Consider the following 23,489-nt stretch of genomic DNA (forward strand, 5'->3'; position numbering starts at 1 on the left):
TGTGCGACGCGGCCACGGCGAGTATCGCGGAACGAAGCGGAACATGCAGGCCGCTCCGATCTGAGGCTTCGGGTCGAATCCCTTCGTCGTGCACCCCCGGCGGGGAGCTCGGATGATCCGGCAGAGCTCACCGGTCGGCGCGCCACCGCGACAGGCGACGTTCGATCGAGACGAGGATGCCGTTGAAGACGAGCCCGACCAGCGAGATCGCGACGATGCCCGCGTACATGTCGGGGATCCGGAAGTTCAACTGCGACGCTGTGATCAGATATCCGAGACCGGCCTTCGCGCCGACCATCTCGGCTGCGATGAGCACCAGGATCGACGACGCCGCCGACATCCGGATACCGGTGAAGATCGTCGGCACCGCTGCGGGCAGGACGACCTTCCGGAACAGGAGGTGCGTCGGAAGACCGAGCGAGCGCGCGGATTTCACCAGCAACGGATCCACGGTGCGCACACCGGAGATGGTGTTGAGGAGGATCGGGAATGTGCACGCGTAGATCACCAACGCGACCTTCGAGGTCTCCCCGATGCCCAGGATCAGGATGAACACCGGGAGCAGCGCGAGCGCGGCCGTGTTGCGGAAGACCTCCAGGATCGGGTTCGACAGGTCGGCGACGGGTTTGTACCATCCGATCGCCGCTCCGAGCGGCACCGCCACGGCGACCGCGACGAAGAACCCCACGAGCGCACGGGAGAGGCTCGCAGCCAGGTGGTCGGCGAGCCGGCCGTCGCCGATCAGGTCGGCGAAGGCACCGACCACGGTGGTGAACGGGGGCAGGAACACCTCGTCGACGAGCCCGACCCGGGGAGCGATCTCCCACAGGGCCAGGAAGGCGACGATCGCCGCCGCGGGCTTGACGACACGCCACACCAGGGCGACGGTGCGCCGCCCGGCACTGCGCACCGGCGATCCGGCCGGCGCGACGGCGGGCTCGGCGTGGCCGTCGAGCCCGGGCTTCGTCAGAACGGCACTAGTGCTGGACATGCTGGGCCTCTTCCGTTGCTGTGGCGAGTTCGAGGTCGTGCGTGCGGGTCACCTCCGAGTGCAGCAGCGACCAGATGTCGTGCCGCAACGTCCGGAATGCCTCGCTCGAGCGGACGTCGTCGACGTTCCGGTCGATGTCGACGTCGACGATCGTCTTGATCCGGCCCGGTCGGGACGTGAGGACCGCGACGCGCTGCCCGAGATACACGGCTTCGTCGATCCCGTGGGTGATGAACAGGATGGTCTTACCCGTCTCGCGCCGGATGCGGAGCAGTTCGTCCTGCAGCGATTCGCGGGTCTGGGCGTCGAGTGCCGCGAACGGCTCGTCCATGAGCAGGACCTCGGGGTCGAAGGCGAGGCTGCGCGCAATGGCGACGCGCTGCTTCATGCCTCCCGACAACTCGTGCGGGTAGCGGTCACCGAATCCGTGCAGTCCCACGAGATCGAGGTAGTGTCCGGCGAGCTCACGCCGCTCCCGTTTGGGCAGCCCCTTGGCCTCCAGACCGAATTCGATGTTGTGGCGGGCCGTGCGCCACGGGAGCAGTGCGTACTGCTGGAAGACGATTCCGCGATCCAGACCGGGGCCGGTGACGGGACGGCCGTCGAGCAGGATCTGTCCAGAGGTCGGCGTACCGAGACCACCGAGGAGGTCGAGCAGGGTGGACTTTCCGCAACCGCTCGGACCGACCAGCACGAGGAACTCGCCGTCGGCGAGGTCGATGCTGATGTCGTCGAGAGCGGTGAAGGTGTCGTTCGTGCCGCGTACCGGGAACTGCTTGGTGACGTGGTCGATCCGGAGTTTGGGCTCGCTCACTTCGCCTCCTCGAGAGGTTCACCGTTCGGACCGCTGGTGGGTTCGTAGGTGCCGTTGGCGTAGGGGTTGAACTCGTTCGTGAAGACGTCGTCGAGTTCGACCTGTCCTTCGTCGAGTTCGCCGTTGCGCGTGAGCCAATCGATCCAGGTCCGAATCTCCTGGTCGGTGATCACTCCGCCGGGTCCGGCCACGCCGGGGCTGCGCCAGTACTCGACGAGACTCGTCGACTCGTTGCGTCCGCGTCCCTCGATGATCTCCTTGTACTTCGCGATCACCTCGTCGCGAGGAGTGACCTGTGTCCAGCGGATGGCACGGGCCGTGCCCTGCACCAGATCCGCGACGGCGCCGCGGTTCCGTTCGATGAAGTCGTCGCGGAACACCAGGGTTCCGTAGGAGAACGATCCGAAGAGGGATTCGTCGGTGAACAACGGGCGGATGCCGCCTCGTTCGACGGCGGTCTCACGGAACACGCTGCCGAGCGTTCCGACGTCGATCTGTCCTTCGCGCAGAGCCTGTTCCGTATTGACGGGCGGCACCACGATCAGTTCGACCTGCGCGATCTCCTCCGCGTTCAGGCCCTGCTGGGCGAGCCATTCCCGGACGAGAAATTCGTGGTGGGCGCCGAGGGTGTTCATGCCGACCTTCTTGCCGATCAGATCGCGTGCGGTGCGGATCGGGTTGTCCTCGAGGACGAAGTAGCCGGTGAAGGTCTGCTCGTCGGAGCCGTAGTAGGCGAGCACGGAGGTCAGCGGGGAGTTGCCGGCCTGCGCCTTGATCACGGCGCCGTTGAACGCGCCACCGAAGTCGACCTGGTTCGTGGCGGTGTTCTGGAGCGACTGGGGACCGTTGCCGTTGTCTCCGATCCACTCCAGTTCGACGTCTTCGAAGTACCCGAGCGCTTCGGCGAGTTCGGGGAATCCGACCTGGCCGGCCGAACCCTCGTAGCGGAGGACGGTTCTTCCGTCCGCGGTGGTGGTCGCCCCGGAACCCGAGCACGCGGTCGCGACGGAGGCGAGGGTGAGAAACGCTGCGGCGGCAGCGACGACGCGCAGACTACTTCTGCGCAGAGGGGATGCGGGCATCAGGATTCGAGTCCTCGTGTCGGCCCGAGGGTACGGGCGCGGTGATGGGTACCCGGCCCTTCCGGGTACAGGAACTACGCACCGGTGGTGCGACGATGGCATGACTGTCGCTCAGCGACAACACAACCGACACTCGGACACGGTTCGTCCCCCTTCGATGTTCTGCGACGGTGACAGCATCCCCGCCCGGCAGAGGTGGTCACAACGATTGTGCGCAGAGTGATCCGAAGTGGGTGAATCCTCGTCCACACACGACGAAGGCCGGCACATCGACTGTGCCGGCCTTCGCCGTGGTGGACACGATCCGCGCGGGCGCTTCACCGCCTCGGATCGTGTCCGTCTTCCGCCCCCTACCGATCGGCCGGGAGCGGTGGGTGGGTTTCGTACACCGTCTCCCTGTTGCGGCCGAGGTCAGCGACGGAAGAGCGACCGTATGCTCCGACGCTCGGCGCGGGCCGGGACGGTGTCCTGACCGCAGGTGCAGCGATCGGCGGCGGGGACGGAACGCAGGACGGCGTCGACATGCTGTCCGCATCCACCCCATCCGGTCTTTCCGCAGTTCGGACAGGCGACGGGGTAACACATGAGAGTCCTCCTCGATGAGAATTCGCTACGGACCCGGCGACGGGGTCAGGAGCGCGAAGCTGCACGTCGTTCGGCAGCCCGGTGGTGGATCTCGGTCATGTCGAGGGCCTCGATCCGGGTGATCAGGTCCTCGAGAGCCGGTGCCGGCAACGCCCCGGGCTGCGAGTAGACGAGCACACCCTCCCGGAAGGCCATGATCGTCGGAATCGAGCGGATGTTCGCCGTGGCAGCGAGTTGCTGTTCGGCTTCGGTGTCGACCTTGGCATGCACGATCTCGGGGTGCGCCTGCGACGACTTCTCGAAGACCGGCCCGAAGGCACGGCACGGGCCGCACCACGATGCCCAGAAGTCGACGAGCACGATGTCGTTGCCGAGAACGGTGGATTCGAAGTCCGCCATCGTGAGGTTCTTCGTCGTCATGAGTTCTGCTTCCTTCTCGGGGTCGGCACGATCAGGCGGGGACGTGGGATTCGGCCCATGCGTTGTAGCCTCCGAGCAGATCCGTGACGTTCTCGAAGCCCTGGGCCCGCAACAGTGAGGCCGCGACGCTCGAACGCCATCCCCCTGCACAGTGCACGACGATCGGCTTGCCGGACGGGACCTGGTCCAAGCGGGTACGCAACTGGGCCAGCGGGATCGGCATCGCACCCGGAATGGTTCCGAACTCGCGCTCACCGGGATTGCGGATGTCGACGAGGGTGACCGCGTCGGCGGCGAGCAACCGGTCGAGTTCGTCGACCGATGTCCTGGATGCGGTCTCGACCAGATCGGCCAGTTCCGCCGGGAACACCCCGTCCCGATCGACGTTCAGATAGCCTGCAGCGCCGTCCGATCCGATTCGGGCCAGACGCACCGCGGCGTCCTGCTCCTCGCCGGGATAGGTGATCAGTACGATCTTCTCGCCCACCTCGGCGACCATGCCGCCGGTCTCGGCGAAACGCCCGTCGAATCCGACGTTGATCGAACCGCGCAGATGCCCGGCGGCGAAGTCGTCGACGCTGCGCGCATCGAGGACACGCGTGCCGGCGGCGAGTTCCGCCTTCATCCGCTCGGGGCTCAGCTCGGGAATCGTGTGATCCTGCGCCAGAAGCGGGTGCATCCGCTTGTTCATCGCGGCGTCGACCGAGAAGTACGACGGTGCGGCCGGCTGACCTTCGGTGACCAGGGCGACGAAGTCGTCCTCGCTCATCGGTTGCACGGACGGGTTGGTGGCGCGCTGTTCGCCGATGGTCGAGGTGAGTTCGGTCGACAGGTTCTTCCCGCAGGACGAACCGGCACCGTGAGCAGGCATGACGACGACTTCGTCGGGCAATGTCAGCAGCTTCTCGTGCACGGTGCGGTACATCGCGCGAGCCAGATCGGCACTCGAGCCGTCGCCGAGGTTGACCAGATCGGGACGTCCGACGTCGCCGATGAACAGCGAGTCCCCGGTGAGCACTGCGGCCGGGACGGCGCCGGAATGCTCGCGCACCAGCACCGAGATCGACTCCCAGGTGTGGCCCGGGGTGGACAGGATCTCGAGTTCGACCTCCCCCAGCGACAACTTCTCGCCGTCACGCAGACGGCGGATCGGGTAGTCGGTCTCCGCCGCTTCACCGAATCCGATCCACGCACCCGTGGCGTCGACCAGCTCGAGATGACCGGAGACGAAGTCCGCGTGGAAGTGGGTGTTGATCACACCCTCGATGGTCAGGCCGTACTTCTCTGCGTCGGAAAGATATTCGGTGATGTCGCGGCGGGGATCGACCACGACCGCCCTGCCCGTGTTCTCGTCACCGATGAGGTAGGACGCATGGGAGAGGCACTCGATGTAGTACTGCTCGAGAATCATGGATTCCTCCGTTGCTGGATCCGGATGGCGTTCCGGTGATATGGACATCGTGGCATATACCCCCTAGGGTATGTCAAGTACCCCCTGGGGTATCAGTTCGCTCCCGGAGCTCGGCCCTGCCGGGACGATCACATTTCTTGCATATACCCCCAGGGGTATGTATACGATGGTCCTGCAATACCCCCGGGGGCACCTCCTCGAACCCCTACCGATCCTCACGCTCGAAAGGCCACTCATGACCGAGTCCCCTACCGCCACCGTCGATCCGAATTCCCTGCACGAGTCGATCGATTCGGGCGGGCCCGTACGGATCGTCGACGTCCGGACTCCCGGCGAATTCGAGTCCGTGCACATTCCCGGCGCCTACAACGTCCCCCTCGACCTGCTGCGTGAGCATCGCGACGAGTTCTGCGCCCATCTCGACGAGAACGTCGTACTGGTGTGCCGCTCCGGGCAGCGTGCCGGCCAGGCCGAACAGGCCCTGCGTGAAGCAGGGTTGCCGAACCTCCACATCCTCGAGGGCGGCATGCTCGGCTGGGAATCGGCCGGCCTGCCCGTCAACCGCGGCGCAGATCGCTGGGATCTCGAACGCCAGGTCCGGCTCGTCGCCGGCTCGCTCGTCCTGGGCTCGGTTCTCGGAAGCATCGCCGTGCCGAAACTCAAGTGGCTCGCTGCCGGCATCGGCGGCGGGTTGACCTTAGCCGCACTGTCGGACACCTGCGCGATGGGCATGCTGCTGTCCAAGCTGCCCTACAACCGCGGGGCACAGTGGGATCTCCAGAACGTCGTCACCCAGTTGACCGGAGGTCCGTCCTGCCCGGCCGAAAGGAAACTGGCATGGTCGCGCTGACCGTAGCCCTGGCGGTCCTGGTCGGCGTCACCCTCGGACTGCTCGGTGGCGGGGGCTCGATTCTCACCGTCCCCCTACTCGCTTACGTCGCAGGGATGGACGCAAAGGAGGCGATCGCCACCTCGCTGCTGGTCGTGGGTGTCACCAGCGCGGTCGGCGCGATCTCCCACGCTCGCGCCGGCCGCGTGCAGTGGCGTACCGGCATCCTGTTCGGCCTGGCCGGCATGGTCGGCGCCTACGGCGGTGGTCTGCTCTCGCGCTTCATTCCGGGCACCGTACTGCTGCTCGGCTTCGCCGTGATGATGATCGCCACAGCGATCGCCATGCTCCGCGGCCGCAAGAACAAGGCCGCGGCCGGTGAGGGCGACGCTGCGATGCCCGTCGGCAAGATCCTGCTCGACGGTGTCGTGGTCGGCCTGGTCACCGGTCTCGTCGGTGCCGGCGGCGGCTTCCTCGTCGTGCCGGCCCTGGCATTGCTCGGCGGCCTGCCCATGCCGATCGCGGTCGGCACGTCGCTGATCGTGATCGCCATGAAGTCCTTCGCCGGACTCGGAGGCTATCTGTCCACCGTGCAGATCGACTGGCGTCTCGCGGCGATGGTCACCGGTGCCGCCGTCGTGGGCAGCCTCATCGGCGGCCGTCTGACCTCGCTGGTCGATCCGGACACCCTGCGCAAGAGCTTCGGCTGGTTCGTGCTGATCATGTCCTCCGTCATCCTCGCGCAGGAGATCCACCCCGGCGTCGGCATTGCCACGGCGGCACTCACCGTGGTCGCCGCCGGCGCCACCTATGTCTGCAACCGCAGCGAGCACTGCCCACTGCAACGCCTCGGAGGACGCTCTCGCACAGCCGCGGCGGCGGGCTGAACGCACGACGCGGAAGCGCTCACCCGTTCTCGACAGACCCGAACCGAGGAGTTCACCATGCAGGAAGTCGACACTGTCGCTCTGATCACGGCGTGGGAGTCCGGAGCTCCGGTGCTCGATGTCCGCGAGGACTACGAGTACCTCCGGGGCCACGTCCCCGGCGCCCGGTCGATCCCCCTCCCCGAACTGTCCGCCCGCGTAGGGGAGGTACCGCCGGGAGGGACCGTCTATGTGATCTGCGCGTCCGGAAACCGGAGCAAGCGTGGAGCCGAGATCCTCGAATCCGCGGGACGGTCCGCAGTGTCCGTCGCCGGCGGGACGAGGGCGTGGGTCTCCGCGGGTCGGGAAGTGCGGCGCGGACCCACCCCCTGAGCGCCGCGCCGAACTTCTTCACCAGCGGCCTGCATGCCGCCTTCGATGACGGCATGCAGGCCGTAGAGTGGAACTTCGCCGGGCCGGGCCCGGACGATGGTGAAACGAAAGCGGTGACACGGACGTGATGGGCCTCGGCGAGCTGGAATCGGCGATCATGGACGTGCTGTGGCAGAGCGACGAACCCCTTCGTGTACGCGATGTGCTGGCACGCCTCGAGCCCGACCGGTCGCCGGCCTACACGACCGTGATGACGGTCCTGGACAACCTGCACACCAAGGGCATGGTCACCCGCAGCCGAATCGGCCGTGGTTACAGCTACCGCGCAACCCGTAGCCGCGAGGAAACCGCGGCAGAACTGCTGCGGCACGTGCTCCGGACGTCCGGCGACGCCGAACAGGTCATGCTGCACTTCGCCAGTTCTGCGACGGAGGACGAATCCCGGATCCTGCGCCGCGCCGCCCGGCGGACCACGGCCCGCAACCGCAGGAATCTGCCCTCGTGATCGTTGCAGCAGCACTGTTCGTGGCAGCGCTCGTCCTCGGTTTCGCAGCGCCGCGATGGCTTTCGCATCTGGCCTCCCCGGGCCGCGATCCGCGCGGTGCGCTCACCGCGTGGGTATCGACCGAGGTCCTGTTCGTCGCGGCCCTGGCCGGCGGTCCCCTGGCGGTAGCCACGCGACCCGGCTTGCAGATCGATCATCTGCCGGTACCGGCGTCGTGTGTGCGTACGGCGCGGGACGAAGGATTGCTGCCGTGGCTGCCCTATCTGGAGACAGCGCTGTGGGTGGTCGCGGGCGCGGTTCTCGTGCGGATCGCCGTGGTGGTGTCCCGTTCGTACCGCAGGCACCGCCGCGAAACCGTTGCCCACCTCAACCTGGTCCGCATCCTCGGAAGGATCCGGAGACACGCCGGGGGTGAAGTCATCTGGTTGCAGGACACCGCCTGCGCGGCATACAGCATCGGCGGCCGTAACGGCACTGTCGTGGCCGGCGAGGGACTGAAAGCGCTGGACCCACCGACGCGTCGGGCGGTACTCGATCACGAGTACGCACACATCCGCGGTCGCCACCATGTGCTGGTGGCGATCAGCGGGGCCCTGAGGACGGCGTTGCCGTTCGTGCCGCTGTGCCGCCAGGGAGCGCCGTGGATACGTGTGCTCGTCGAGCTGGCAGCAGATCGCCGGGCCGCGCAGTCCTGCGGACACGATGCGGTCCGCGATGCTCTGCTCCGGTGCGCAACGACGCTCGATCCGGCGGCACGAGAAGAAGCATCCGACGGGTATCTCGACGCGAGGCTCCGGTGGTTGAGTCCGGTTCGCCGGTCCGGCCGTTCGCACGGCGTACTCGCTCGTCCTTTCGCAGTGGCCTTGTCCGCTCTTCCCGCATTCCTCACGGGAGTCTCCGTCGTCGGAATCGTGACCGCGTCCTGCCTCACCGTGTGATCGGCGATTCACAGGAGTCGTCGCAGGGACGTCGCCGCCACCGGTAGAGAACGGCGCCGGCGAGCAGGGCCAGCGAGAGGACGGCGAGGATCGGCTGTAGCGGGGCCCACCATCCGAGCGCTCCGGACGCGCCGATCGTGACGAGCACCACTTTGTTGCAGACCGGGCAGCCCACGGCGAACACGGTCAGCATCACTCCGGCCGCGGGTGTCGCCGTCCGCGGACTCCCGGAGTGGGAGTTCTGTAGACCGAACCACAGCGCGGTCAGCACCACGGTCGCGCCGAGCACCGGGTATTCCCACCAGCGCACCGGGATCTCCCGGCCGAACCACGGATTCGCGAGGATGTCCGTCGGTACGCCGACGACCAGAAGAGTGATCACCCCCGCGGCCACCGCTCGGAGCAGGGCTCTGATCCGATACGAATTCTTCTGAGCGATTGCGGGATTGCGAGTCTCGAGAGCTGCGGGAGGGGTGGTCACATCGGGATCCTTGTCGACGGAGAGTGGCACAACTACTAACCAGCTTAGTAGCTCGAGCTACTATCCTGCTTAGTAGTTCGGGGCGGTCGATCCACTCCGGCACGACCGACCGTGGAGGCACGCATGACCCCGACGAAACACACCGTCCGCACCCGGCGGGACCTGTGGCTGCTCGGCGCGCTCGGCGTCGTCGTCGCGGTTCTGCTCGCGTTTCTCGTCGTCGGCCGCACCGGCGCCGAAGATGCGGCCGACCCTGTGACGGCTCCGCAGATGGGACCGGTCGGAGATATGTCCCGGCGCATCGACGGTGACCCGTTGGCGATCGGTGCGGTGGATGCTCCCGTGGTGTTGGTCGAGTACTCCGACTACCGCTGCCCGTTCTGCGCCAAGTTCAGCCGAGACGTCGAGCCGGCTCTGATCGACAAGTACGTCGACGAGGGCATTCTGCGCATGGAATGGCGCGATCTTCCGATCTTCGGCGACCAATCGATGGCCGCTGCCCGTGCCGGACGCGCCGCTGCCGCACAGGGGAAGTTCTGGGAATTCAACGCGACCGTCTACGCAGCTTCCCCCGATCGCGGCCATCCCGACCTGACGCCGGAATCTCTGCGCAGCTTCGCAGCTGCGGCCGGAGTGCCCGACCTGGATCGATTCGACCGGGAGGCTGCGGACCCGTCCGTCGACCAGTCCATCTACGCCGACATGCTCGAGGCGAACACCATCGGCGTATCGAGTACGCCGTCGTTCGTGATCAACGGCACCCCGATCCTGGGCGCACAGCCGCTCGGAGTCTTCGAGCAGGTCATCGAGGCAGCAGCCGGGGCGGCGGAGTGACCGAGATCGGCCTGCTCGGTGCTCTGCTCGGCGGCGTGCTCTCCCTGCTCAGCCCGTGCTCGGCGCTGCTGCTGCCCTCGTTCTTCGCGTATGCCTTCGACGGTGCGGGGCGCCTGGCGGCACGCACCGCACTCTTCTACGCCGGATTGACCTCGGTACTCGCGCCCCTGGGAGCCGGACTGGGATTGATCGGTGCGCTCCTGACCCAGCACCGCGCCGTGATCACCCTGGTCAGCGGCACCATTCTCATCGGTCTCGGCATCATGACCGTTGCCGGCGGAGGCTTCGCATCGAAGTCGGCGCAGCAAGCCGCGAACTCGCTGACCGGCTCCGGCGCCCTGTCGGTGTTCGCGCTCGGAGCCGTGTACGGATTCGCAGGATTCTGCTCCGGACCCCTGCTCGGGAGCGTGCTGACCATCGCGGTCGCCGGGGGGCACCCGCTGCACGGGGCCGTGCTGATGGCCGTCTACGCCCTCGGTATGGCGCTGCCGCTGTTCGCACTGGCCCTCGCGTGGGAACGATTCGAGCTGCGGAAGCGCACCTGGCTACGAGGACGTCCCATCACCCTCGGCCCCCTGCGAACCCATACCACGTCTTTGATCTCGGGGCTGCTGTTCATCGGCATCGGCGTGCTGTTCCTCGTCACCGACGGCACCGCGAATCTCACCGGGCCGATGGGTGTCGACGAGCAGTTCGATCTGCAAGTAGCACTCGGCCGGTGGACACAGGAGGTGCCCGTCGTCCCGATTCTTCTGATCGTCACGCTCGTCGCGTTCTTCGTCGTCATGCTCCGCGTGGTGCGTCAACGGCAAAGACGCTGATACGCGCCACCGCGATCGTCGGGTCGCTCGCCGGGTGCCGTCGGTCGCACGACTCACACGCCGATTTGATACCCCCGGGGGTACACTGGTCTGCAGAACTAGGAAAGGACGCCTCCATGGTCGGCGACGAAGACAGCATCGCATTGGTACTCAACCGGCTGCGCCGCGCACAGGGTCAGCTCGGCGGAGTGATCGCGATGATCGAACAGGGCCGGGACTGCAAGGACGTCGTCACTCAGCTTGCAGCCGTGTCGCGCGCGCTGGACCGCGCCGGTTTCAAGATCGTGGCGAGCGGGCTGAAGGAATGCATGAACGGCAATGCCGAGGACGGCAAGGAACCGATGACCGAGGTCGAACTCGAGAAGCTCTTCCTCGCCCTGGCCTGACCCCTCCCCTTCCGAGAGAAAGCAGGACACCCATGACACTCGCACTCTCGACCACCCTGCACACCTCGTTCCCCGACGCGGTCGAACGCACCCGTAAGGCGCTGTCCGAGCAGGGATTCGGCGTGCTCACCGAGATCGACATGAAGGCCACCCTGAAGGCGAAGCTCGGCGAGGACATGGAGGACTACGTGATCCTCGGGGCATGCAATCCGCCACTGGCACACCGCGCAGTGACGGTCGACAGGCAGATCGGGCTCCTGCTCCCCTGCAACGTCGTGGTCCGCACCGATCCGAACAACCCGGAAACGGTCGTGGTCGACGCGATGAACCCGCAGATGATGGTGCAGGTCGCCGATCAACCGGGACTCGCGGAGGTCGCCGACGACGCCACCACCGCCCTGCAGGCCGCAATCGATTCGCTGAAGGCGGACGTACCGAAGAACTGAAGGCGACAGACACCACGAAGGCCGGCACAGAGCTGTGCCGGCCTTCGCCGGCCGTCTCGAGTTCCGCCGGGTCGGACCAGGACGGAAGTTGCCGGGCGTGTTTCATGAAGTCGCGCAGGTCGTTCGGAAGTCCTCAGGGCGACGGCCGAGAGTTCTTCCGCCCGGCAGTTCCTCGTTCCCATTGCGCTGCCGGATGTTCAGTCGACGCGGTAGTACCGCCCGGCGTCGTCCAATCGTGCACGCAACGCGTCGATTGCCGGCCGTTGCCCCTTGTGCAGCTTCGTCTCGGCGTCCGCCGCGACGACCCAGCGCGCCTCGTCGACCTCCGGGATGGTGATCCGCTTGCCGGAGCGCGGGGGCCATTCGACCTCGCACGTGTTGCTCTCGACGAACCTCAGCTCCTCCGCCGTCTCCCCCGCGTAGATGCTGACGATCTTGCCGGACGACTGCCGGTAGCGACCCAGCAACGACAACGGCACATCCGGGGGCTCGATCCCGCATTCCTCTGTGAACTCGCGCAGGGCGACCTCGCGAGGATCCTCCTCGGGACCGTACTCGCCCTTCGGTACCGACCAGGCCGCTTCGTCCTTCCCCTTCCAGTACGGGCCGCCGGGGTGGACGAGCCACACGCCGAGCAGTCCGGTGTCGTCGATGCGATAGAACAGCAGACCCGCACTGGTGACGGCCATCATTACTCCTGTATCCCTGTGACAGGTCGACGCAGAACGGTTCTCAACTTCGCGGGCGCGGCGCGGCGAGGGTCGGACAGGTAGATCTCGTGGTGTTCACCCGCGAACGTCAGGCCTCGCTCCGGCATCACCTGCGTGTGCAGGCGCCGCAGTACAAGTCCTTCGTCGTCGTACGGTCCGATGTGCAGGATCTGCAGCGCCTTGCCCTCCGTCAACCGGAACGGCCGAACACGCGGCAACGAGGGAAGCGACTTCTTCTTCGCGCGGGCCTTCCCGCCCGCGGACACGATCGCCTCGGTCACCATGTCGCCGGTGATCCAGGTCGGCTGCGCGATCATCATGCGCCACGACCAGAGGTCTTTGTTCCGGGTGTGGAAGGTGGTCATGTCCTCGCTCCACCACAGTCCTTCGAGGGGCCCGACGACGAAATCACGGCCGAGTTCGTTCTCGGAGGTGAACTTGACGGTGTATGCCACCGAGTAGAGAGCTTCCACGGCGTCGGCGTACTCCTCGGAACTGTTCGGAGCGCCTGTCCCGTCCACGGCCGGATAACCGAACTCGGGGACGTGCACCTCGGTGAAATCCTCGGACGAGCAGGTGTACCGCTCGCGGTACTGCCGTTCGATGTCGTATTTGTCCACGGCACCCCTTCCGTTCGAGGACGAGAATAGGCGTCCGGCGGCATCCGTACGCGCGATCCGCCGTTGCCTTCGCCCTGCAGCCGATTGCGTCTAGCATCGTGCTCATGCTCGACGAGAGCGCCCAGAAGGCGTTCGAGGAGAACCGCACCCACCTGCTGTCGGTGGCGTACCGCCTCACCGGCAGCCTCGCCGATTCCGAGGACGCCGTACAGGACGCATGGCTTCGACTCGCGGGCGCGGATGCCACCGAGGTGCGCGACCTGCGTGCGTGGCTGACGACGGTCGTGGGGCGATTGTGTCTCGACAGACTGCGCTCGGCCGCGGTGCGCCGCGAGACGTGTGTGGGCCAGTGGTTGCCCGAGCCGATCGTGGCGCCCTTCGGTTCCTCCGTTCCCCCGGATCCGCTCGACGAGATCGTGCGCGACGAGGACAACCGTCTGGCCGCCCTCGTCGTGCTCGACAACCTGACCCCGGCGCAGCGCGTGGCGTTCGTCCTCCACGACGCGTACGGCATCCCCTTCGACGACATCGCCCGCACCCTCGGCGTCGCCACCCCGACCGCCCGCCGGCTGGCCTCCCGCGCCCGCCGGACGGTGTCGTCCGTTCCGCCGCCGAGTTCGCCGGCCGAACACGAGGAGGCCGTCGTGCGGCTCGTCGCGGCCGTCGCCGGCGCCGACCTCGATGCCGTCGTCACCGCGCTCCATCCCGATGCCCGCATGATCGGGGACGCCGGGGGCACGACCCGCACGGCACCGAACGTCGTGGTCGGCGCCGAGAAGGGTGGCGCGTTTCATCCTGGAGTTGCCGCGGCTCCACGGCGCCGAGGCGTTGACGGCGTTCGAACCGGTCCTCGTGAACGGCGAGTCGGGTCTGCTGAACCGCGGTCGCCCGGCCGAGGACGGTCGGCCGGGCTTTCCCACGCGTGACGGCGTGGACCGTGCGGGACGGACGGATCCGGGCTGCCTACGACATGGCGGATCCCGAGAAGCTCAGGCGCGGAATCCTCCTGGACGACAGCATCTTCGATCAGTCGTCAAGCGCTCCCGGTCTCACCGGTGCGCGGTTCGGCCCACGGGACGCGGCAGGCGTCCGTGCTGAAACCCTGATCGTGGATGCCCAGAGCCGAGTTCATGCGCGCACGCATGTTCTCGAGCGCGATCTGATAGGTGAGTTCGACGACGCCCGCCGGCCCGAAACGACGCTCGAGGTCGGCGACCTGTTCGTCGGTGACCTCCGTCGCCACGTCGCCGGTCATCGCGTCGGCGTAGGCGATCGCAGCCTTCTCGTCGTCGCTGTAGAGATCGGAGGTCCGGTACTCGGCGATGTAGGCGAGGCGTTCGGTGTCGAGTCCGTCCAGTCGCTGCACCATCGTGCCGAAATCGATGCACCACGAGCATCCGACGGTCCACGCCACGCGATAGACCGCGATCTCCCGGACCGCGGCGGGCAGGACGGTGGAGGCGCGTTGAGCGAGCATCTCGTGGACTCCGCTCGTACGCATCAGCCTCGGATGGTGCGCCGTCACCGCGAAGGGTTCGGGTACCGAACCGAACCTGCGGCGGGCGAACGCATACATCGCACGGGTCGTCGGGCCCGCGCGGTCGGGAGCGACGGCTTCGAGTCGTGCCATGACAATGTCCTTCCGATACGACCGACGGAGCCTTCCGTCGGATCCGAGGTGGTCTACACCATGGAGACGAGGCAGGCCGCACGGATGTGACACCTCGGGCGCTACGCTGCAGGAATGGTTGATTCGACGACTTCGGGACGGGTTCGTACGGTCTCCCGGTTACGACCGTTCGCCTCGACGATCTTCGCCGAGATGACCGAACTCGCCGTACGGCACGGCGCGATCAACCTCGGGCAGGGCTTTCCCGACGTCGACGGTCCGCCCGCGATGCTCGAGATCGCCCGTCGCGCTATCGCCGAAGGCGTCAACCAGTACCCGCCGGGGTCCGGCATGCCCGTGCTGCGCGAGGCCGTCGCCGCCGACCGCGCCGCGCGATACGGCCTCCACCACGACCCCGGCTCCGAGGTACTCGTCACCGTCGGCGCCACCGAAGCGATCAGCGCCGCCATCCTCGGACTCGTCGAGCCCGGCGAGGAGGTGCTGCTCACGGAGCCGTACTACGACTCGTATGCCGCCGCGGTGGCTCTCGCCGGGGCGACGCGGCGTACCGTGCCGCTGACCCGTTCCGGGAACGGTTTCGTGCTCGACGTCGACGCCCTACGCGACGCCGTCACCGACCGGACCCGGATGCTGGTCGTCAACAGCCCGCACAATCCCACCGGCACCGTCTACGACCGTGAGGCGCTGACCGCTCTCGCCGAGTTGGCCTGCGAACGCGACCTGCTGGTGCTGTCCGACGAGGTGTACGAACATCTCGTCTTCGACGGTCGCGCGCACATTCCTCTCGCGTCGTTGCCGGGCATGGCCGGACGAACGGTCACGGTCTCGAGTGCCGCCAAGACGTTCAACGTCACGGGCTGGAAGATCGGGTGGGCGATCGGCCCGCGCGAACTGATCGACGGGGTACGTGCCGCGAAGCAGTTCATGACGTTCGTCGGAGGGGCGCCCTTCCAACCCGCGGTGGCGCACGCGCTGACGCACGAGCAGGAGTGGATCACGTCGATGCGCGACGACCTGGAGCGCAAACGAACCTTCCTGTCGCGTGCGCTCTCCGATGCCGGATTGCAGGTGTTCGACTCCGCCGGAACGTATTTCGTGTGCGCCGATCTGACATCTGTCGGCAGGTCGGATGCGGTCGCCTTCTGCCGGGAACTTCCCGGGCGGATCGGGGTGGCCGCTGTGCCGGTGAGTGTCTTCGTGGACGATACCGCCTCGTGGAATCACCTGGTGCGCTTCGCGTTCTGCAAGCGGGACGAGGTGCTCACCGAAGCGGTGGCACGCCTGAACGGATTGCAGGAGGCGCGCTAGATGTTGCGTCCGACCATTCCGTCCGACTTCGTCTCGCGAGCGGTACGGGTGGGAGCCGAGGAGGGCATCGATCTGCAGCCCGCTCTCGACGCGGCGCGCATCAGCCGTGCGGTGCTCACCCATCCCCATGCGCGCCTCACACCGGCGCAGGTCAGTCGCTTCACCCAGCTGGTCTGGCAGATCACCGACGACGAACTCTTCGGCATCGCAGCGGCACCCGTGCCTCGCGGCACCTTCCGGGTGATGTGCCTGACCCTCATCCACCGGCCCGATCTCGACCGCGCCCTGCGGCGGATGATCGAGGTCAACCACGTCCTCGGTTCCCTGCCGCAACTGAGCCTCACCCCGGGCGGGTCCACCACCTTCCTGGAGGTGGAACTGCCGGAGGTCGTGGACGACAAGACCCGTGTGGTGGTCGATTTCCTGCTCATGCTGCTGCACCGTTTCGCGGCGTGGCTGGTGGGAGGCCGCGTCCCCCTCGAATCGGTGTTCCTGCCGTACACCGAACCCGATCCCGTCCTGGCCCGCAGTTACGACGCGATCTTCGGCGTGCCGGTGACCTTCGGCGCCGGACGCGCCGCGCTCCAGATCGACAACGCCGCACTGAAATCCCCACTCGTGCAGACGGAGGAATCACTCGAGGAGTATCTGCGGGATTCTCCGAACCTCATTCTGTCCGAACGTGATTACGAATCGACGGTCTCGACCCAGGTGCGGCGGATATTCGAGTCGGGCATCGAGGGACGGACGGCGACCGCCGAGGACATCGCCGGCAGGCTCGCGGTGAGCGCTCCCCACCTACGACGTCTGCTCCGTCAGGAGGGCACGTCGCTGGGGCAGTTGCGCGAGGAGGTTCTCCGCGACCTCGCGATCGCCGGGCTGAGACGCGGCGAAGCGGTCGACGACCTGTCTTCCCGGCTCGGTTTCTCCGAGCCGAGCGCCTTCCGGCGGGCATTCAAGAGATGGACGGGAAATACCCCTCGCTCATACCGCGAACACCGCTGACGGTGGCGGACGCCGACCGAGGCAGTGCGACCGGATACCCGCACAGTCGCGGATCGAAACTCGATCGGACCAGCAGTTTTCGGTCGTGGATCGGAGAGGGGCCCAGGCCGGTGCCGGGCTTGCATTCGCGCATTTTCAGTGGGAACGTCGGAGGTGAACCGTCATCGACTGTCGAGAGGGTGATCTACGAGCTATGCGCACGATCGTTCGCGACGACTATCCGACCCGCGGTCGCACCGCCTGTGAGTCCGTCGAGAGGAAGGATCCCGTCGTCTGGGGTTCGGCAGCCGACGGACCGCTCGACGCGAAGGCAGTGGTCGAATACGACCGCCGCGGATTCCACACCGCCGAAGGACTTCTCGCCGCGCACGACGTCGGGAACCTTCTGGAGGAGACTTCGCGCCTCGGCCGCGAGCTCGGTGACGACGACCGCGTGGTCCGCGAACAGGGCAGCGGCGACGTCCGCTCGGTCTTCGACGTGCACCGGCTCAGCGATCTCGTGGACTCCATCGTCCGCAGGCCCGAGATCGCCGGAATCGCACGGCAACTGCTGGGATCCGACGTGTACGTCCACCAGTCGCGGCTCAACGTCAAGCCCGGCTTCCGCGGCGGACCCTTCTACTGGCATTCGGACTTCGAGACGTGGCACGCAGAGGACGGCATGCCCAAGCCGCGCGCTCTGAGTATCTCGATAGCCCTCACCGAGAATTACGGCTACAACGGCGGTCTGATGATCATGCCGGGTTCGCACAGGACGTACGTCTCCTGCGCCGGTGAGACACCCGACGACTACTACCGGGAGTCGCTGGTCACCCACGTTCCGCAGACGGGTTCGCCCGACGAGGACACCCTCACCCGCCTGGCGGCCGAGCACGGTATCGCGACCTTCACAGGCCCGGCCGGGTCGGCGACGGTCTTCGATTCGAACTGTATGCACGGTTCCAACGGAAACATCACACCGTTCCCGCGCTCGAATCTGTTCGTCGTGTTCAACAGCGTCGAGAACACGCTCGTCGAACCGTTCGCCGCATCGAAACCGCGGCCGTCCTATCTCGGCAGCCGCGACTTCACGCCTCTGCGGTGACCCGGGTGAACACACCACCGGGGTGAGGCCGCCGCCGGTTGGCCGGGCCGTCCTGCAGCGTCCCGGCCGCAACCGGCGCACGGAGACCTCGTCACACGGGGCCTGATCACATGGAGGCCTCGCGCCTTTTCACGTCGATCGGCATGGCGCGTCCACCGGAGCCGAAGATCGCTCGTCGGAGGGTGAATCTGCCCAGGTCGGGATCGTAGGGCCGGTATGCCGCATACACGAGGACGTGGAGACGTGACTGCAGACGGATGAGCCCGAGAATCTCCGGCGTCAGGCGGCCGTGCAGTTCGAAGGTGTCGATTCCCGATCGAATGTAGGCCGCGTACTCACGCGGCGGTGTGTAGGCCCGGCGCGGCGACAGATCGACGTACAGGTCGGTCAACTGGGCGATCTCGATGTCCGCCTTGCGCAGGCACAGCGCGAGATCCAGATCCTCGTGGATCCTCGGGTCCGTACTGACGACGTCCCGGACCTGCTCCCATGCGGATCGTCGCAGCGCCATGTTCGCGCCGTGCAGATTGTCGATCCGCCGTTCCCCACCGAACGTTCCCTGGGCCACCCGCTTGCCGACGTACCACTTCTTGAGCGCCCGGTAGGGAGAATCGTACGAGTTGTTCAACCCGCTGATCGCTCCCACTGCCGCAGTGTCTTCGCGCGCGAAGAAGGTGCGAACGGTACGTGCCCACTCCGGGCGAACCCGCGTGTCCGCGTCGATTCGTCCGATGAGATCCCCTGTCGCCGCATCGAATCCGGCATTGCGCGCGAATGCGACACCCGGCCGCTCCTCGACGATCCGGCGGACGAGCGGGTCGCCGGCGGCGACGGCATCGATGATCTGCGCGGTGCGGTCGGTGGAATTGTTGTCCACCACCAGGATTTCGTGTATCTCCGACCGCTGCGCGAGCAGTGCCGCCAGACACTGTCCGATATAGCGTTCCTCGTTGTGGGCCGGCACGACGATCGACAACCTGTTCGTAGCCATGGGGCGACGGTACCCGACGGGGCGGCGACCGGCGGAGTCGTCATCGCAGACGACTCCGCCGGTCCTTCCGGCCGCGGACGGAGAAGATTCAGCCGCGGCGGGTACGCACCGCCTGCGCGAGACGGTCGAGTTGCACCGCGGTGGTGTCCCAGTCGATGCACGCATCGGTGATCGACCTGCCGTAGTCGAGCTTGTCGGCCTCCCCGAGAGTCAGGTCCTGGCGACCCGACTCGATGAAGCTCTCGAGCATCAGGCCGACGATGCCCTTCTCGCCGGCCTCGATCCGCTCCGCGACATCGGTGACGACGTCGACCTGCTTGTTGTGGTCCTTCCGGCTGTTGCCGTGGCTGGCGTCGATGACGACACGCTCGGGCAATCCCGCCTTGCGCAGCCTGGCCATCGTGTCGGCGACGGTCTCGGCGTCGTAGTTCGGGCCCGCGCTGCCGCCGCGCAGGATGACGTGGCAGTCGGGGTTGCCGACGGTCTCGATCAGCGCGGCCTGGCCATCGAGGTCGGTGCCGGGGAAGACGTGGCTCGCCGCCGCGGCCCGGGTGCCGTCGACCGCGACCTGCACGTCGCCTTCGGTGGAGTTCTTGATACCGACGGGCATGGACAGCGCACTGCACAGCTGGCGGTGGACCTGGCTCGCGGCGGTGCGGGCACCGATGGCTCCGTAGGTGACCAGGTCGGCGTAGTACTGCGGGAGGATCGGGTCGAGGAACTCGCATCCGACGGGCAACCCGAGGCCGGAGACGTCGAGCAGCAGCTTGCGGCCGATGCGCAGGCCGGTGTTGATGTCGAAGGTGCCGTCGAGGTGCGGGTCGTTGAGCAGGCCCTTCCATCCGAGGGTGGTGCGCGGCTTCTCGAAGTACACCCGCATCACGACGTGCAGGTCGTCGCGCAGCTCCTCGGCCTTGGCGGCCAGACGGCGCGCGTAATCCATCGCGGCGGCGGGGTCGTGCACGGAGCAGGGACCGACCACGACGACGAGACGGTCGTCGGTGCCGTTCAGGATGTCGACGGTGCCTGCGCGGCCCGAGCGGACGGTTGCTGCAACGACGGCGTCAGGTGCGTACTCGGCACGGATCTCGGAGGGCGCGACGAGAGGGCTGACCTTGACGGTGCGCTGTTCGTCGAGATTCGACGTGGAGATTCCGGTGGTCGCGGTTCCGGTGGTGGGGCTCATCGATGGTTCCTGTTCTCGGTGGTTCGGATTCCGACCCGAGAGAACCTGCGATTCCGACGAGCCGGTCTGGATCCGGCTCGTAGGTGGAGAAGTCAGCGCGTGGTCACGCCGACCGACCCACCCCGGGCCGGCCTGCTAAACCAGAAATATGCACGCTGCATGACTCCGTACTGTACCAGGAGAGCCGAAGCCCATGTCGAACCGGCCACGTCCCCGGACCTTCTAGTGTTGTGAGCATGAGCAAGCCAGTCGTCCGCAGCCGACATGTCGCTCGTGTCGTCCGGTGTGCACCCCGCCGGGTCTACGAGTTCGCCGCGGATCCCGACAACCTGCCGAAGTGGGCCGCCGGTCTGGCCCGCAGCGAGGTGCGGCGCGTCGGCGACACCCTCGTCGCGGAGTCCCCGATGGGCGAAGTCACCGTGCGGTTCGTCGGCGCCAACGACTACGGGGTGCTCGACCACGAGGTGACGCTGCCGTCGGGGACGAGCGTGCACAACCCCATGCGGGTGCTCCCCCATCCGGACGGCGCCGAGATCGTATTCACCGTCCGCCAGATCGAACTGACCGACGACGAGTTCGACCGCGACACAGGCATGGTGGAAGAAGACCTCGCGCGACTCGCGGCGCTCCTCGAGTCGTAACTCTTCGGAACAGGAGAACGTGCATGGCTCGCAAGATCGCCACGAACACCCCGGTCGGAATCCGGGAGTTGCTGGATTTCGTCCGGCCCCGGCACCGGATGATCCTGATGACGCAGCGCGACGACGGCACTCCGCAGGCTTCCCCCGTCACCGGTGGCGTCGACGACAGCGGACGCATCGTGATCGCGACCTACCCGCAGCGTGCCAAGACCCGCAACGCCCGTATCCGTCCCGAGGTCGGCGTCGTCGTGCTGTCGGACGACTGGAACGACGCGTGGGTACAGATCGACGGAACCGCGGAGGTGATCGACGCCCGGGACGACGTCGAACCGTTCGTCGAGTACTTCCGCAACATCGCCGGTGAGCATTCGGACTGGGACGAGTACCGGCAGGCGATGCGCGATCAGGGCAAGTCGCTGATCCGGATCACCCCGGCCCGCTGGGGTCCGGTGGCCACGGGAGGGTTCCCACCCGAGCTGCCGTAGGCAGTTCACCGCCCCGCGTCGACCACGTGCCCCGCGATCCTGCGCAGGGGCACGTTGCGTTCCTGGGAGAGCTTCCGGAGCAAGGCGAAGGCATTGTCGGCGTCCACCGCGAAACGCTCCATGAGCATGCCCTTGGCCTGGCCGATGACATCGCGTGACGCGAGAGCGGTGCGCAACTGATCCTCCCGGCGGGAGGCGATCACCGCGAGCGCTGCGTGGGTCGCCAGGCTCGTGCCCACATCGATGCTGCGAGCGTCGAACGCTCCCTCACGAGAACTGTGCACGTGCAGGGCACCGTGGACGTCGTCGGTGTACAGGCACAGCACCAGCACTGATCCGACACCGACGGCCGATGATTCGGAAGAGAAAGCAGGCCAACGCCTCTCGCGTCGCATGTCGGGTACGAGCACCGTTGCCCGCTCCCGCATCGACTCCACGCAGGGTCCCTCGCCCGATTCCTGCTGCAGTGCGTCGATTCGCCTCGGGAACAGCCCGGTCGCAGCACGGGAATCGAAGCGGAGACCGGACGTACGCAACGCTATGCCGGCCTGCTCGGCACCCGGGATCAGGTCGACGGCCGCCGCGGTGATCACGCGCAGGGTGTCGTCGAGACAGGCACATTCGATTCGCATTCTGCGCGCCACATCGTCTATCCGACAACGCAATCGCCCTTCGGACGAATCTCCGTTCGTCCGCTCTGCGTTGCCGGTCTCCCCCAATGCCACGCCACATACTTGCATCGACGCGTCGGAACGCCGAAAGTCCCTAGCACGAGAGGTACGTCGCCCCCTCACCCACCGGACGCGTCCGGAAGGCCTACCGCCACGGCACCCGTTCCGGCTCGCGCAGGATCCGTCGTGCCGTGGACATCCGGTGCACCTCGTCGGGGCCGTCGTAGATGCGGGCGTAGCGCGCCCGGCGGTACATCCCTTCGAGCGGGGTGTCGGCGGTGAGGCCGAGCGCCCCGTGCACCTGGATCGCACGGTCGACCACATCGTGCAGCATCTGCGCGCCGCGGAACTTGGCGAGCCCGATCCGGACGCGGGCGTCCTCTCCCGAGTCCATGACCCGCGCGGCGTCCAGGGTCATCAGCCTGGCCGCCTGGATGTCGGCGGCGGATTCGGCGATGTAGCGCTGGATCTCACCTTTCTCGGCGAGCAGCGACCCGTGGGCGAAACGGGCGTCGGCGCGGGCACACATGAGTTCGAAGGCTCGTTGCGCCTGACCGAGCCAGCGCATGCAGTGGAAGATGCGCCCCGGCCCGAGCCGGTCCTGCGCGACGACGAAACCGTTGCCGCGTTCGCCGAGCACGCTCTCCTCGGGAACCCGCACACCGGTGTACCGCACCTCGTAGTGATCGCTCGGGTCGTGCCCCATCGTGGGGATCGCACGGACGATCTCGAGTCCGGGCGTGTCGATGGGCACGATGATCGCGCTGATACTGCGGTGCAGCGGCGTCGACTCGGGTTCGGTCCGGGCGAAGACCGTGCAGTACCCGGCCTGCGCGGCACCGGTGGTGAACCACTTGTGCCCGTCGATCACCCATTCACCGTTCTCGAGCCGCGCGGTGGTCTGCACGAGTACCGGGTCGGAACCCGCCACTTCGGGCTCGGTCATGCCGACGGAGGGCAGGATGTCGCCGGAGACGAGACCCGGGATCCAGCGCTCGCGTTGTTCGGCGGTGCCGTGTCGCTGGATCATCAGTGCGTCCTGCATGGACACCGACCCGACCGCGAGTTGTCCGTACTCGGAGCGGCCGATGATCTCGTTGAGGTAGACGAAGTCGAGGAAGGAAACCCCGCCACCGCCCATCTCCGCGGGATGCCCCAGAGCCCACAACCCCAGCTCCTTCGCCCCGGCCTTCAGGCCGGTGAGGGCCTCGGCGGCCGTGTCGTCGTGTCGGCTCAGGACCGGTTCGAGAGGAATCACCTCGTCGTCGATGAACGAACGCATGCGGGTGCACAGCTCGGCCACCCGTCCTCGGGGCCGGTTCCCAGTCATGCCCGCCAATGTATCGGCACACACGT

At 67.0% G+C, this 23,489-nt stretch carries 27 protein-coding genes and 1 pseudogene; 15 read left to right on the forward strand and 13 right to left on the reverse strand.

Features of this window, described 5'->3' with window-relative positions:
• Positions 1-127: 127 nt before the first annotated feature.
• The 5 genes from PV766_RS00695 to PV766_RS00715 form a co-directional block, all read right to left on the reverse strand.
• Positions 128-991 carry an ABC transporter permease gene (locus PV766_RS00695; protein WP_129977122.1) on the reverse strand — a complete coding sequence of 288 codons (864 nt, stop codon included), beginning with the start codon at positions 989-991 and terminating at the stop codon, positions 128-130.
• Positions 978-1,805, reverse strand: coding sequence for an ABC transporter ATP-binding protein (locus PV766_RS00700; protein ID WP_129977123.1), 828 nt, complete (start codon positions 1,803-1,805; stop codon positions 978-980). Before PV766_RS00700 ends, PV766_RS00695 begins: the two co-directional genes overlap by 14 nt.
• Complete coding sequence (locus PV766_RS00705) at positions 1,802-2,887, reverse strand: ABC transporter substrate-binding protein (RefSeq protein WP_094980927.1); 1,086 nt, start codon at positions 2,885-2,887, stop codon at positions 1,802-1,804. Before PV766_RS00705 ends, PV766_RS00700 begins: the two co-directional genes overlap by 4 nt.
• 630 nt (positions 2,888-3,517) lie before the next feature.
• Positions 3,518-3,892 carry a thioredoxin gene (gene trxA, locus PV766_RS00710; RefSeq protein WP_129977124.1) on the reverse strand — a complete coding sequence of 125 codons (375 nt, stop codon included), beginning with the start codon at positions 3,890-3,892 and terminating at the stop codon, positions 3,518-3,520.
• Positions 3,893-3,923: 31 nt separating this feature from the next.
• Positions 3,924-5,303, reverse strand: a complete 1,380-nt coding sequence (locus tag PV766_RS00715) for an MBL fold metallo-hydrolase (RefSeq protein WP_006551697.1) — start codon at positions 5,301-5,303, stop codon at positions 3,924-3,926.
• A 235-nt stretch (positions 5,304-5,538) separates the two neighbouring features.
• Here PV766_RS00715 and PV766_RS00720 point away from each other — a divergent pair, with 235 nt between their 5' ends.
• The 5 genes from PV766_RS00720 (at position 5,539) to PV766_RS00740 (ending at position 8,834) form a co-directional block, all read left to right on the forward strand.
• The gene (locus PV766_RS00720; protein ID WP_421096234.1) at positions 5,539-6,153 is read left to right on the forward strand and encodes a rhodanese-like domain-containing protein; all 615 of its coding nucleotides are present in this window, start codon (positions 5,539-5,541) and stop codon (positions 6,151-6,153) included.
• On the forward strand, positions 6,141-7,019 hold the full coding sequence (locus PV766_RS00725; RefSeq protein WP_094980928.1) for a sulfite exporter TauE/SafE family protein: 879 nt from the start codon (positions 6,141-6,143) through the stop codon (positions 7,017-7,019). Before PV766_RS00720 ends, PV766_RS00725 begins: the two co-directional genes overlap by 13 nt.
• A 57-nt stretch (positions 7,020-7,076) precedes the next feature.
• Entirely contained in the window at positions 7,077-7,391 is a 315-nt protein-coding gene (locus tag PV766_RS00730) for a rhodanese-like domain-containing protein (RefSeq protein ID WP_006551700.1), read from the forward strand.
• Positions 7,392-7,518: 127 nt separating this feature from the next.
• Complete coding sequence (locus PV766_RS00735) at positions 7,519-7,896, forward strand: BlaI/MecI/CopY family transcriptional regulator (RefSeq protein WP_006551702.1); 378 nt, start codon at positions 7,519-7,521, stop codon at positions 7,894-7,896.
• The gene (locus PV766_RS00740) at positions 7,893-8,834 is read left to right on the forward strand and encodes a M56 family metallopeptidase (RefSeq protein WP_255162252.1); all 942 of its coding nucleotides are present in this window, start codon (positions 7,893-7,895) and stop codon (positions 8,832-8,834) included. Before PV766_RS00735 ends, PV766_RS00740 begins: the two co-directional genes overlap by 4 nt.
• Here the strand turns inward: PV766_RS00740 and PV766_RS00745 are convergent.
• The gene (locus PV766_RS00745) at positions 8,824-9,315 is read right to left on the reverse strand and encodes a hypothetical protein (RefSeq protein WP_231781085.1); all 492 of its coding nucleotides are present in this window, start codon (positions 9,313-9,315) and stop codon (positions 8,824-8,826) included. The two genes, PV766_RS00740 and PV766_RS00745, sit on opposite strands and share 11 nt — an antisense overlap.
• 123 nt (positions 9,316-9,438) lie before the next feature.
• On the opposite strand from PV766_RS00745, the gene PV766_RS00750 reads away from it, so the two are divergent.
• The 4 genes from PV766_RS00750 to PV766_RS00765 all read left to right on the forward strand — a co-directional run bounded on the left by PV766_RS00750 (position 9,439) and on the right by PV766_RS00765 (position 11,802).
• Positions 9,439-10,149: a DsbA family protein gene (locus PV766_RS00750; RefSeq protein ID WP_255162250.1), complete on the forward strand. Its 711-nt coding sequence runs from the start codon at positions 9,439-9,441 to the stop codon at positions 10,147-10,149.
• Positions 10,146-10,970, forward strand: coding sequence for a cytochrome c biogenesis CcdA family protein (locus PV766_RS00755; protein WP_421096235.1), 825 nt, complete (start codon positions 10,146-10,148; stop codon positions 10,968-10,970). The genes PV766_RS00750 and PV766_RS00755 overlap by 4 nt, the downstream gene beginning before the upstream one ends.
• Positions 10,971-11,086: 116 nt before the next feature.
• The gene (locus tag PV766_RS00760) at positions 11,087-11,356 is read left to right on the forward strand and encodes a metal-sensitive transcriptional regulator (RefSeq protein ID WP_006551708.1); all 270 of its coding nucleotides are present in this window, start codon (positions 11,087-11,089) and stop codon (positions 11,354-11,356) included.
• A 32-nt stretch (positions 11,357-11,388) separates the two neighbouring features.
• Positions 11,389-11,802 carry a DUF302 domain-containing protein gene (locus tag PV766_RS00765; RefSeq protein ID WP_006551709.1) on the forward strand — a complete coding sequence of 138 codons (414 nt, stop codon included), beginning with the start codon at positions 11,389-11,391 and terminating at the stop codon, positions 11,800-11,802.
• Positions 11,803-11,999: 197 nt separating this feature from the next.
• Here the strand turns inward: PV766_RS00765 and PV766_RS00770 are convergent, their stop codons facing one another.
• Together PV766_RS00770 and PV766_RS00775 are read right to left on the reverse strand one after the other, a co-directional pair.
• Positions 12,000-12,491, reverse strand: coding sequence for an NUDIX domain-containing protein (locus tag PV766_RS00770; RefSeq protein ID WP_129977129.1), 492 nt, complete (start codon positions 12,489-12,491; stop codon positions 12,000-12,002).
• Between the two features lie 2 nt (positions 12,492-12,493).
• Complete coding sequence (locus PV766_RS00775; protein WP_421096236.1) at positions 12,494-13,132, reverse strand: GyrI-like domain-containing protein; 639 nt, start codon at positions 13,130-13,132, stop codon at positions 12,494-12,496.
• Between the two features lie 104 nt (positions 13,133-13,236).
• Between PV766_RS00775 and sigJ the strand changes: the two are divergent.
• Positions 13,237-14,144, forward strand: a pseudogene (sigJ, locus tag PV766_RS00780) (RNA polymerase sigma factor SigJ); the annotation flags it as partial.
• Between the two features lie 21 nt (positions 14,145-14,165).
• On the opposite strand, the gene PV766_RS00785 reads toward sigJ, so the two are convergent.
• Complete coding sequence (locus PV766_RS00785; protein WP_255162849.1) at positions 14,166-14,762, reverse strand: carboxymuconolactone decarboxylase family protein; 597 nt, start codon at positions 14,760-14,762, stop codon at positions 14,166-14,168.
• A 114-nt stretch (positions 14,763-14,876) separates the two neighbouring features.
• Here PV766_RS00785 and PV766_RS00790 point away from each other — a divergent pair, with 114 nt between their 5' ends.
• The 3 genes from PV766_RS00790 (at position 14,877) to thpD (ending at position 18,159) form a co-directional block, all read left to right on the forward strand.
• Positions 14,877-16,070 (forward strand): pyridoxal phosphate-dependent aminotransferase, encoded by a 1,194-nt coding sequence (locus tag PV766_RS00790; RefSeq protein WP_129977131.1) that lies wholly within the window; start codon positions 14,877-14,879, stop codon positions 16,068-16,070.
• Positions 16,071-17,075: an AraC family transcriptional regulator gene (locus PV766_RS00795; RefSeq protein ID WP_421096237.1), complete on the forward strand. Its 1,005-nt coding sequence runs from the start codon at positions 16,071-16,073 to the stop codon at positions 17,073-17,075.
• Between the two features lie 193 nt (positions 17,076-17,268).
• Positions 17,269-18,159 carry an ectoine hydroxylase gene (thpD, locus tag PV766_RS00800; RefSeq protein ID WP_421096238.1) on the forward strand — a complete coding sequence of 297 codons (891 nt, stop codon included), beginning with the start codon at positions 17,269-17,271 and terminating at the stop codon, positions 18,157-18,159.
• A gap of 106 nt (positions 18,160-18,265) precedes the next feature.
• Here the strand turns inward: thpD and PV766_RS00805 are convergent, their stop codons facing one another.
• Both PV766_RS00805 and PV766_RS00810 read right to left on the reverse strand, forming a co-directional pair.
• Positions 18,266-19,150, reverse strand: a complete 885-nt coding sequence (locus PV766_RS00805; RefSeq protein WP_129977133.1) for a glycosyltransferase family 2 protein — start codon at positions 19,148-19,150, stop codon at positions 18,266-18,268.
• Positions 19,151-19,238: 88 nt separating this feature from the next.
• On the reverse strand, positions 19,239-20,336 hold the full coding sequence (locus tag PV766_RS00810) for a 3-deoxy-7-phosphoheptulonate synthase (RefSeq protein ID WP_064064791.1): 1,098 nt from the start codon (positions 20,334-20,336) through the stop codon (positions 19,239-19,241).
• A gap of 236 nt (positions 20,337-20,572) precedes the next feature.
• Here PV766_RS00810 and PV766_RS00815 point away from each other — a divergent pair, with 236 nt between their 5' ends.
• A complete protein-coding gene (locus PV766_RS00815; protein ID WP_129977135.1) occupies positions 20,573-20,977 on the forward strand; it encodes an SRPBCC family protein in 405 nt (134 codons plus the stop codon).
• A gap of 23 nt (positions 20,978-21,000) precedes the next feature.
• A complete protein-coding gene (locus tag PV766_RS00820; RefSeq protein ID WP_129977136.1) occupies positions 21,001-21,462 on the forward strand; it encodes a PPOX class F420-dependent oxidoreductase in 462 nt (153 codons plus the stop codon).
• A 5-nt stretch (positions 21,463-21,467) separates the two neighbouring features.
• On the opposite strand, the gene PV766_RS00825 is transcribed toward PV766_RS00820, so the two are convergent.
• Both PV766_RS00825 and PV766_RS00830 read right to left on the reverse strand, forming a co-directional pair.
• Complete coding sequence (locus tag PV766_RS00825) at positions 21,468-22,094, reverse strand: GAF and ANTAR domain-containing protein (protein ID WP_016934134.1); 627 nt, start codon at positions 22,092-22,094, stop codon at positions 21,468-21,470.
• Positions 22,095-22,278: 184 nt separating this feature from the next.
• Positions 22,279-23,463: an acyl-CoA dehydrogenase family protein gene (locus PV766_RS00830; protein ID WP_207213545.1), complete on the reverse strand. Its 1,185-nt coding sequence runs from the start codon at positions 23,461-23,463 to the stop codon at positions 22,279-22,281.
• Positions 23,464-23,489: the final 26 nt, after the last annotated feature.

The sequence above is a fragment of the Rhodococcus sp. As11 genome (assembly GCF_048957735.1).
Lineage (GTDB): Bacteria > Actinomycetota > Actinomycetes > Mycobacteriales > Mycobacteriaceae > Rhodococcus > Rhodococcus gordoniae.

Excerpts from the sequence above, each read along its gene's own strand:
- PV766_RS00810 (WP_064064791.1), bottom strand. The coding sequence starts at position 20,336 with ATGAGCCCCACCACCGGAACCGCGACCACCGGAATCTCCACGTCGAAT.
- PV766_RS00790 (WP_129977131.1), top strand. The coding sequence starts at position 14,877 with ATGGTTGATTCGACGACTTCGGGACGGGTTCGTACGGTCTCCCGGTTA.
- PV766_RS00760 (WP_006551708.1), top strand. The coding sequence starts at position 11,087 with ATGGTCGGCGACGAAGACAGCATCGCATTGGTACTCAACCGGCTGCGC.
- PV766_RS00785 (WP_255162849.1), bottom strand. The coding sequence starts at position 14,762 with ATGGCACGACTCGAAGCCGTCGCTCCCGACCGCGCGGGCCCGACGACC.
- trxA (WP_129977124.1), bottom strand. The coding sequence starts at position 3,892 with ATGACGACGAAGAACCTCACGATGGCGGACTTCGAATCCACCGTTCTC.
- PV766_RS00820 (WP_129977136.1), top strand. The coding sequence starts at position 21,001 with ATGGCTCGCAAGATCGCCACGAACACCCCGGTCGGAATCCGGGAGTTG.
- PV766_RS00770 (WP_129977129.1), bottom strand. The coding sequence starts at position 12,491 with ATGGCCGTCACCAGTGCGGGTCTGCTGTTCTATCGCATCGACGACACC.
- PV766_RS00795 (WP_421096237.1), top strand. The coding sequence starts at position 16,071 with ATGTTGCGTCCGACCATTCCGTCCGACTTCGTCTCGCGAGCGGTACGG.
- PV766_RS00815 (WP_129977135.1), top strand. The coding sequence starts at position 20,573 with ATGAGCAAGCCAGTCGTCCGCAGCCGACATGTCGCTCGTGTCGTCCGG.
- PV766_RS00715 (WP_006551697.1), bottom strand. The coding sequence starts at position 5,303 with ATGATTCTCGAGCAGTACTACATCGAGTGCCTCTCCCATGCGTCCTAC.
- PV766_RS00705 (WP_094980927.1), bottom strand. The coding sequence starts at position 2,887 with ATGCCCGCATCCCCTCTGCGCAGAAGTAGTCTGCGCGTCGTCGCTGCC.
- PV766_RS00695 (WP_129977122.1), bottom strand. The coding sequence starts at position 991 with ATGTCCAGCACTAGTGCCGTTCTGACGAAGCCCGGGCTCGACGGCCAC.
- PV766_RS00805 (WP_129977133.1), bottom strand. The coding sequence starts at position 19,150 with ATGGCTACGAACAGGTTGTCGATCGTCGTGCCGGCCCACAACGAGGAA.
- PV766_RS00830 (WP_207213545.1), bottom strand. The coding sequence starts at position 23,463 with ATGACTGGGAACCGGCCCCGAGGACGGGTGGCCGAGCTGTGCACCCGC.
- PV766_RS00730 (WP_006551700.1), top strand. The coding sequence starts at position 7,077 with ATGCAGGAAGTCGACACTGTCGCTCTGATCACGGCGTGGGAGTCCGGA.
- PV766_RS00765 (WP_006551709.1), top strand. The coding sequence starts at position 11,389 with ATGACACTCGCACTCTCGACCACCCTGCACACCTCGTTCCCCGACGCG.
- PV766_RS00825 (WP_016934134.1), bottom strand. The coding sequence starts at position 22,094 with ATGCGAATCGAATGTGCCTGTCTCGACGACACCCTGCGCGTGATCACC.
- PV766_RS00720 (WP_421096234.1), top strand. The coding sequence starts at position 5,539 with ATGACCGAGTCCCCTACCGCCACCGTCGATCCGAATTCCCTGCACGAG.
- PV766_RS00735 (WP_006551702.1), top strand. The coding sequence starts at position 7,519 with ATGGGCCTCGGCGAGCTGGAATCGGCGATCATGGACGTGCTGTGGCAG.
- PV766_RS00750 (WP_255162250.1), top strand. The coding sequence starts at position 9,439 with ATGACCCCGACGAAACACACCGTCCGCACCCGGCGGGACCTGTGGCTG.
- thpD (WP_421096238.1), top strand. The coding sequence starts at position 17,269 with ATGCGCACGATCGTTCGCGACGACTATCCGACCCGCGGTCGCACCGCC.
- PV766_RS00725 (WP_094980928.1), top strand. The coding sequence starts at position 6,141 with ATGGTCGCGCTGACCGTAGCCCTGGCGGTCCTGGTCGGCGTCACCCTC.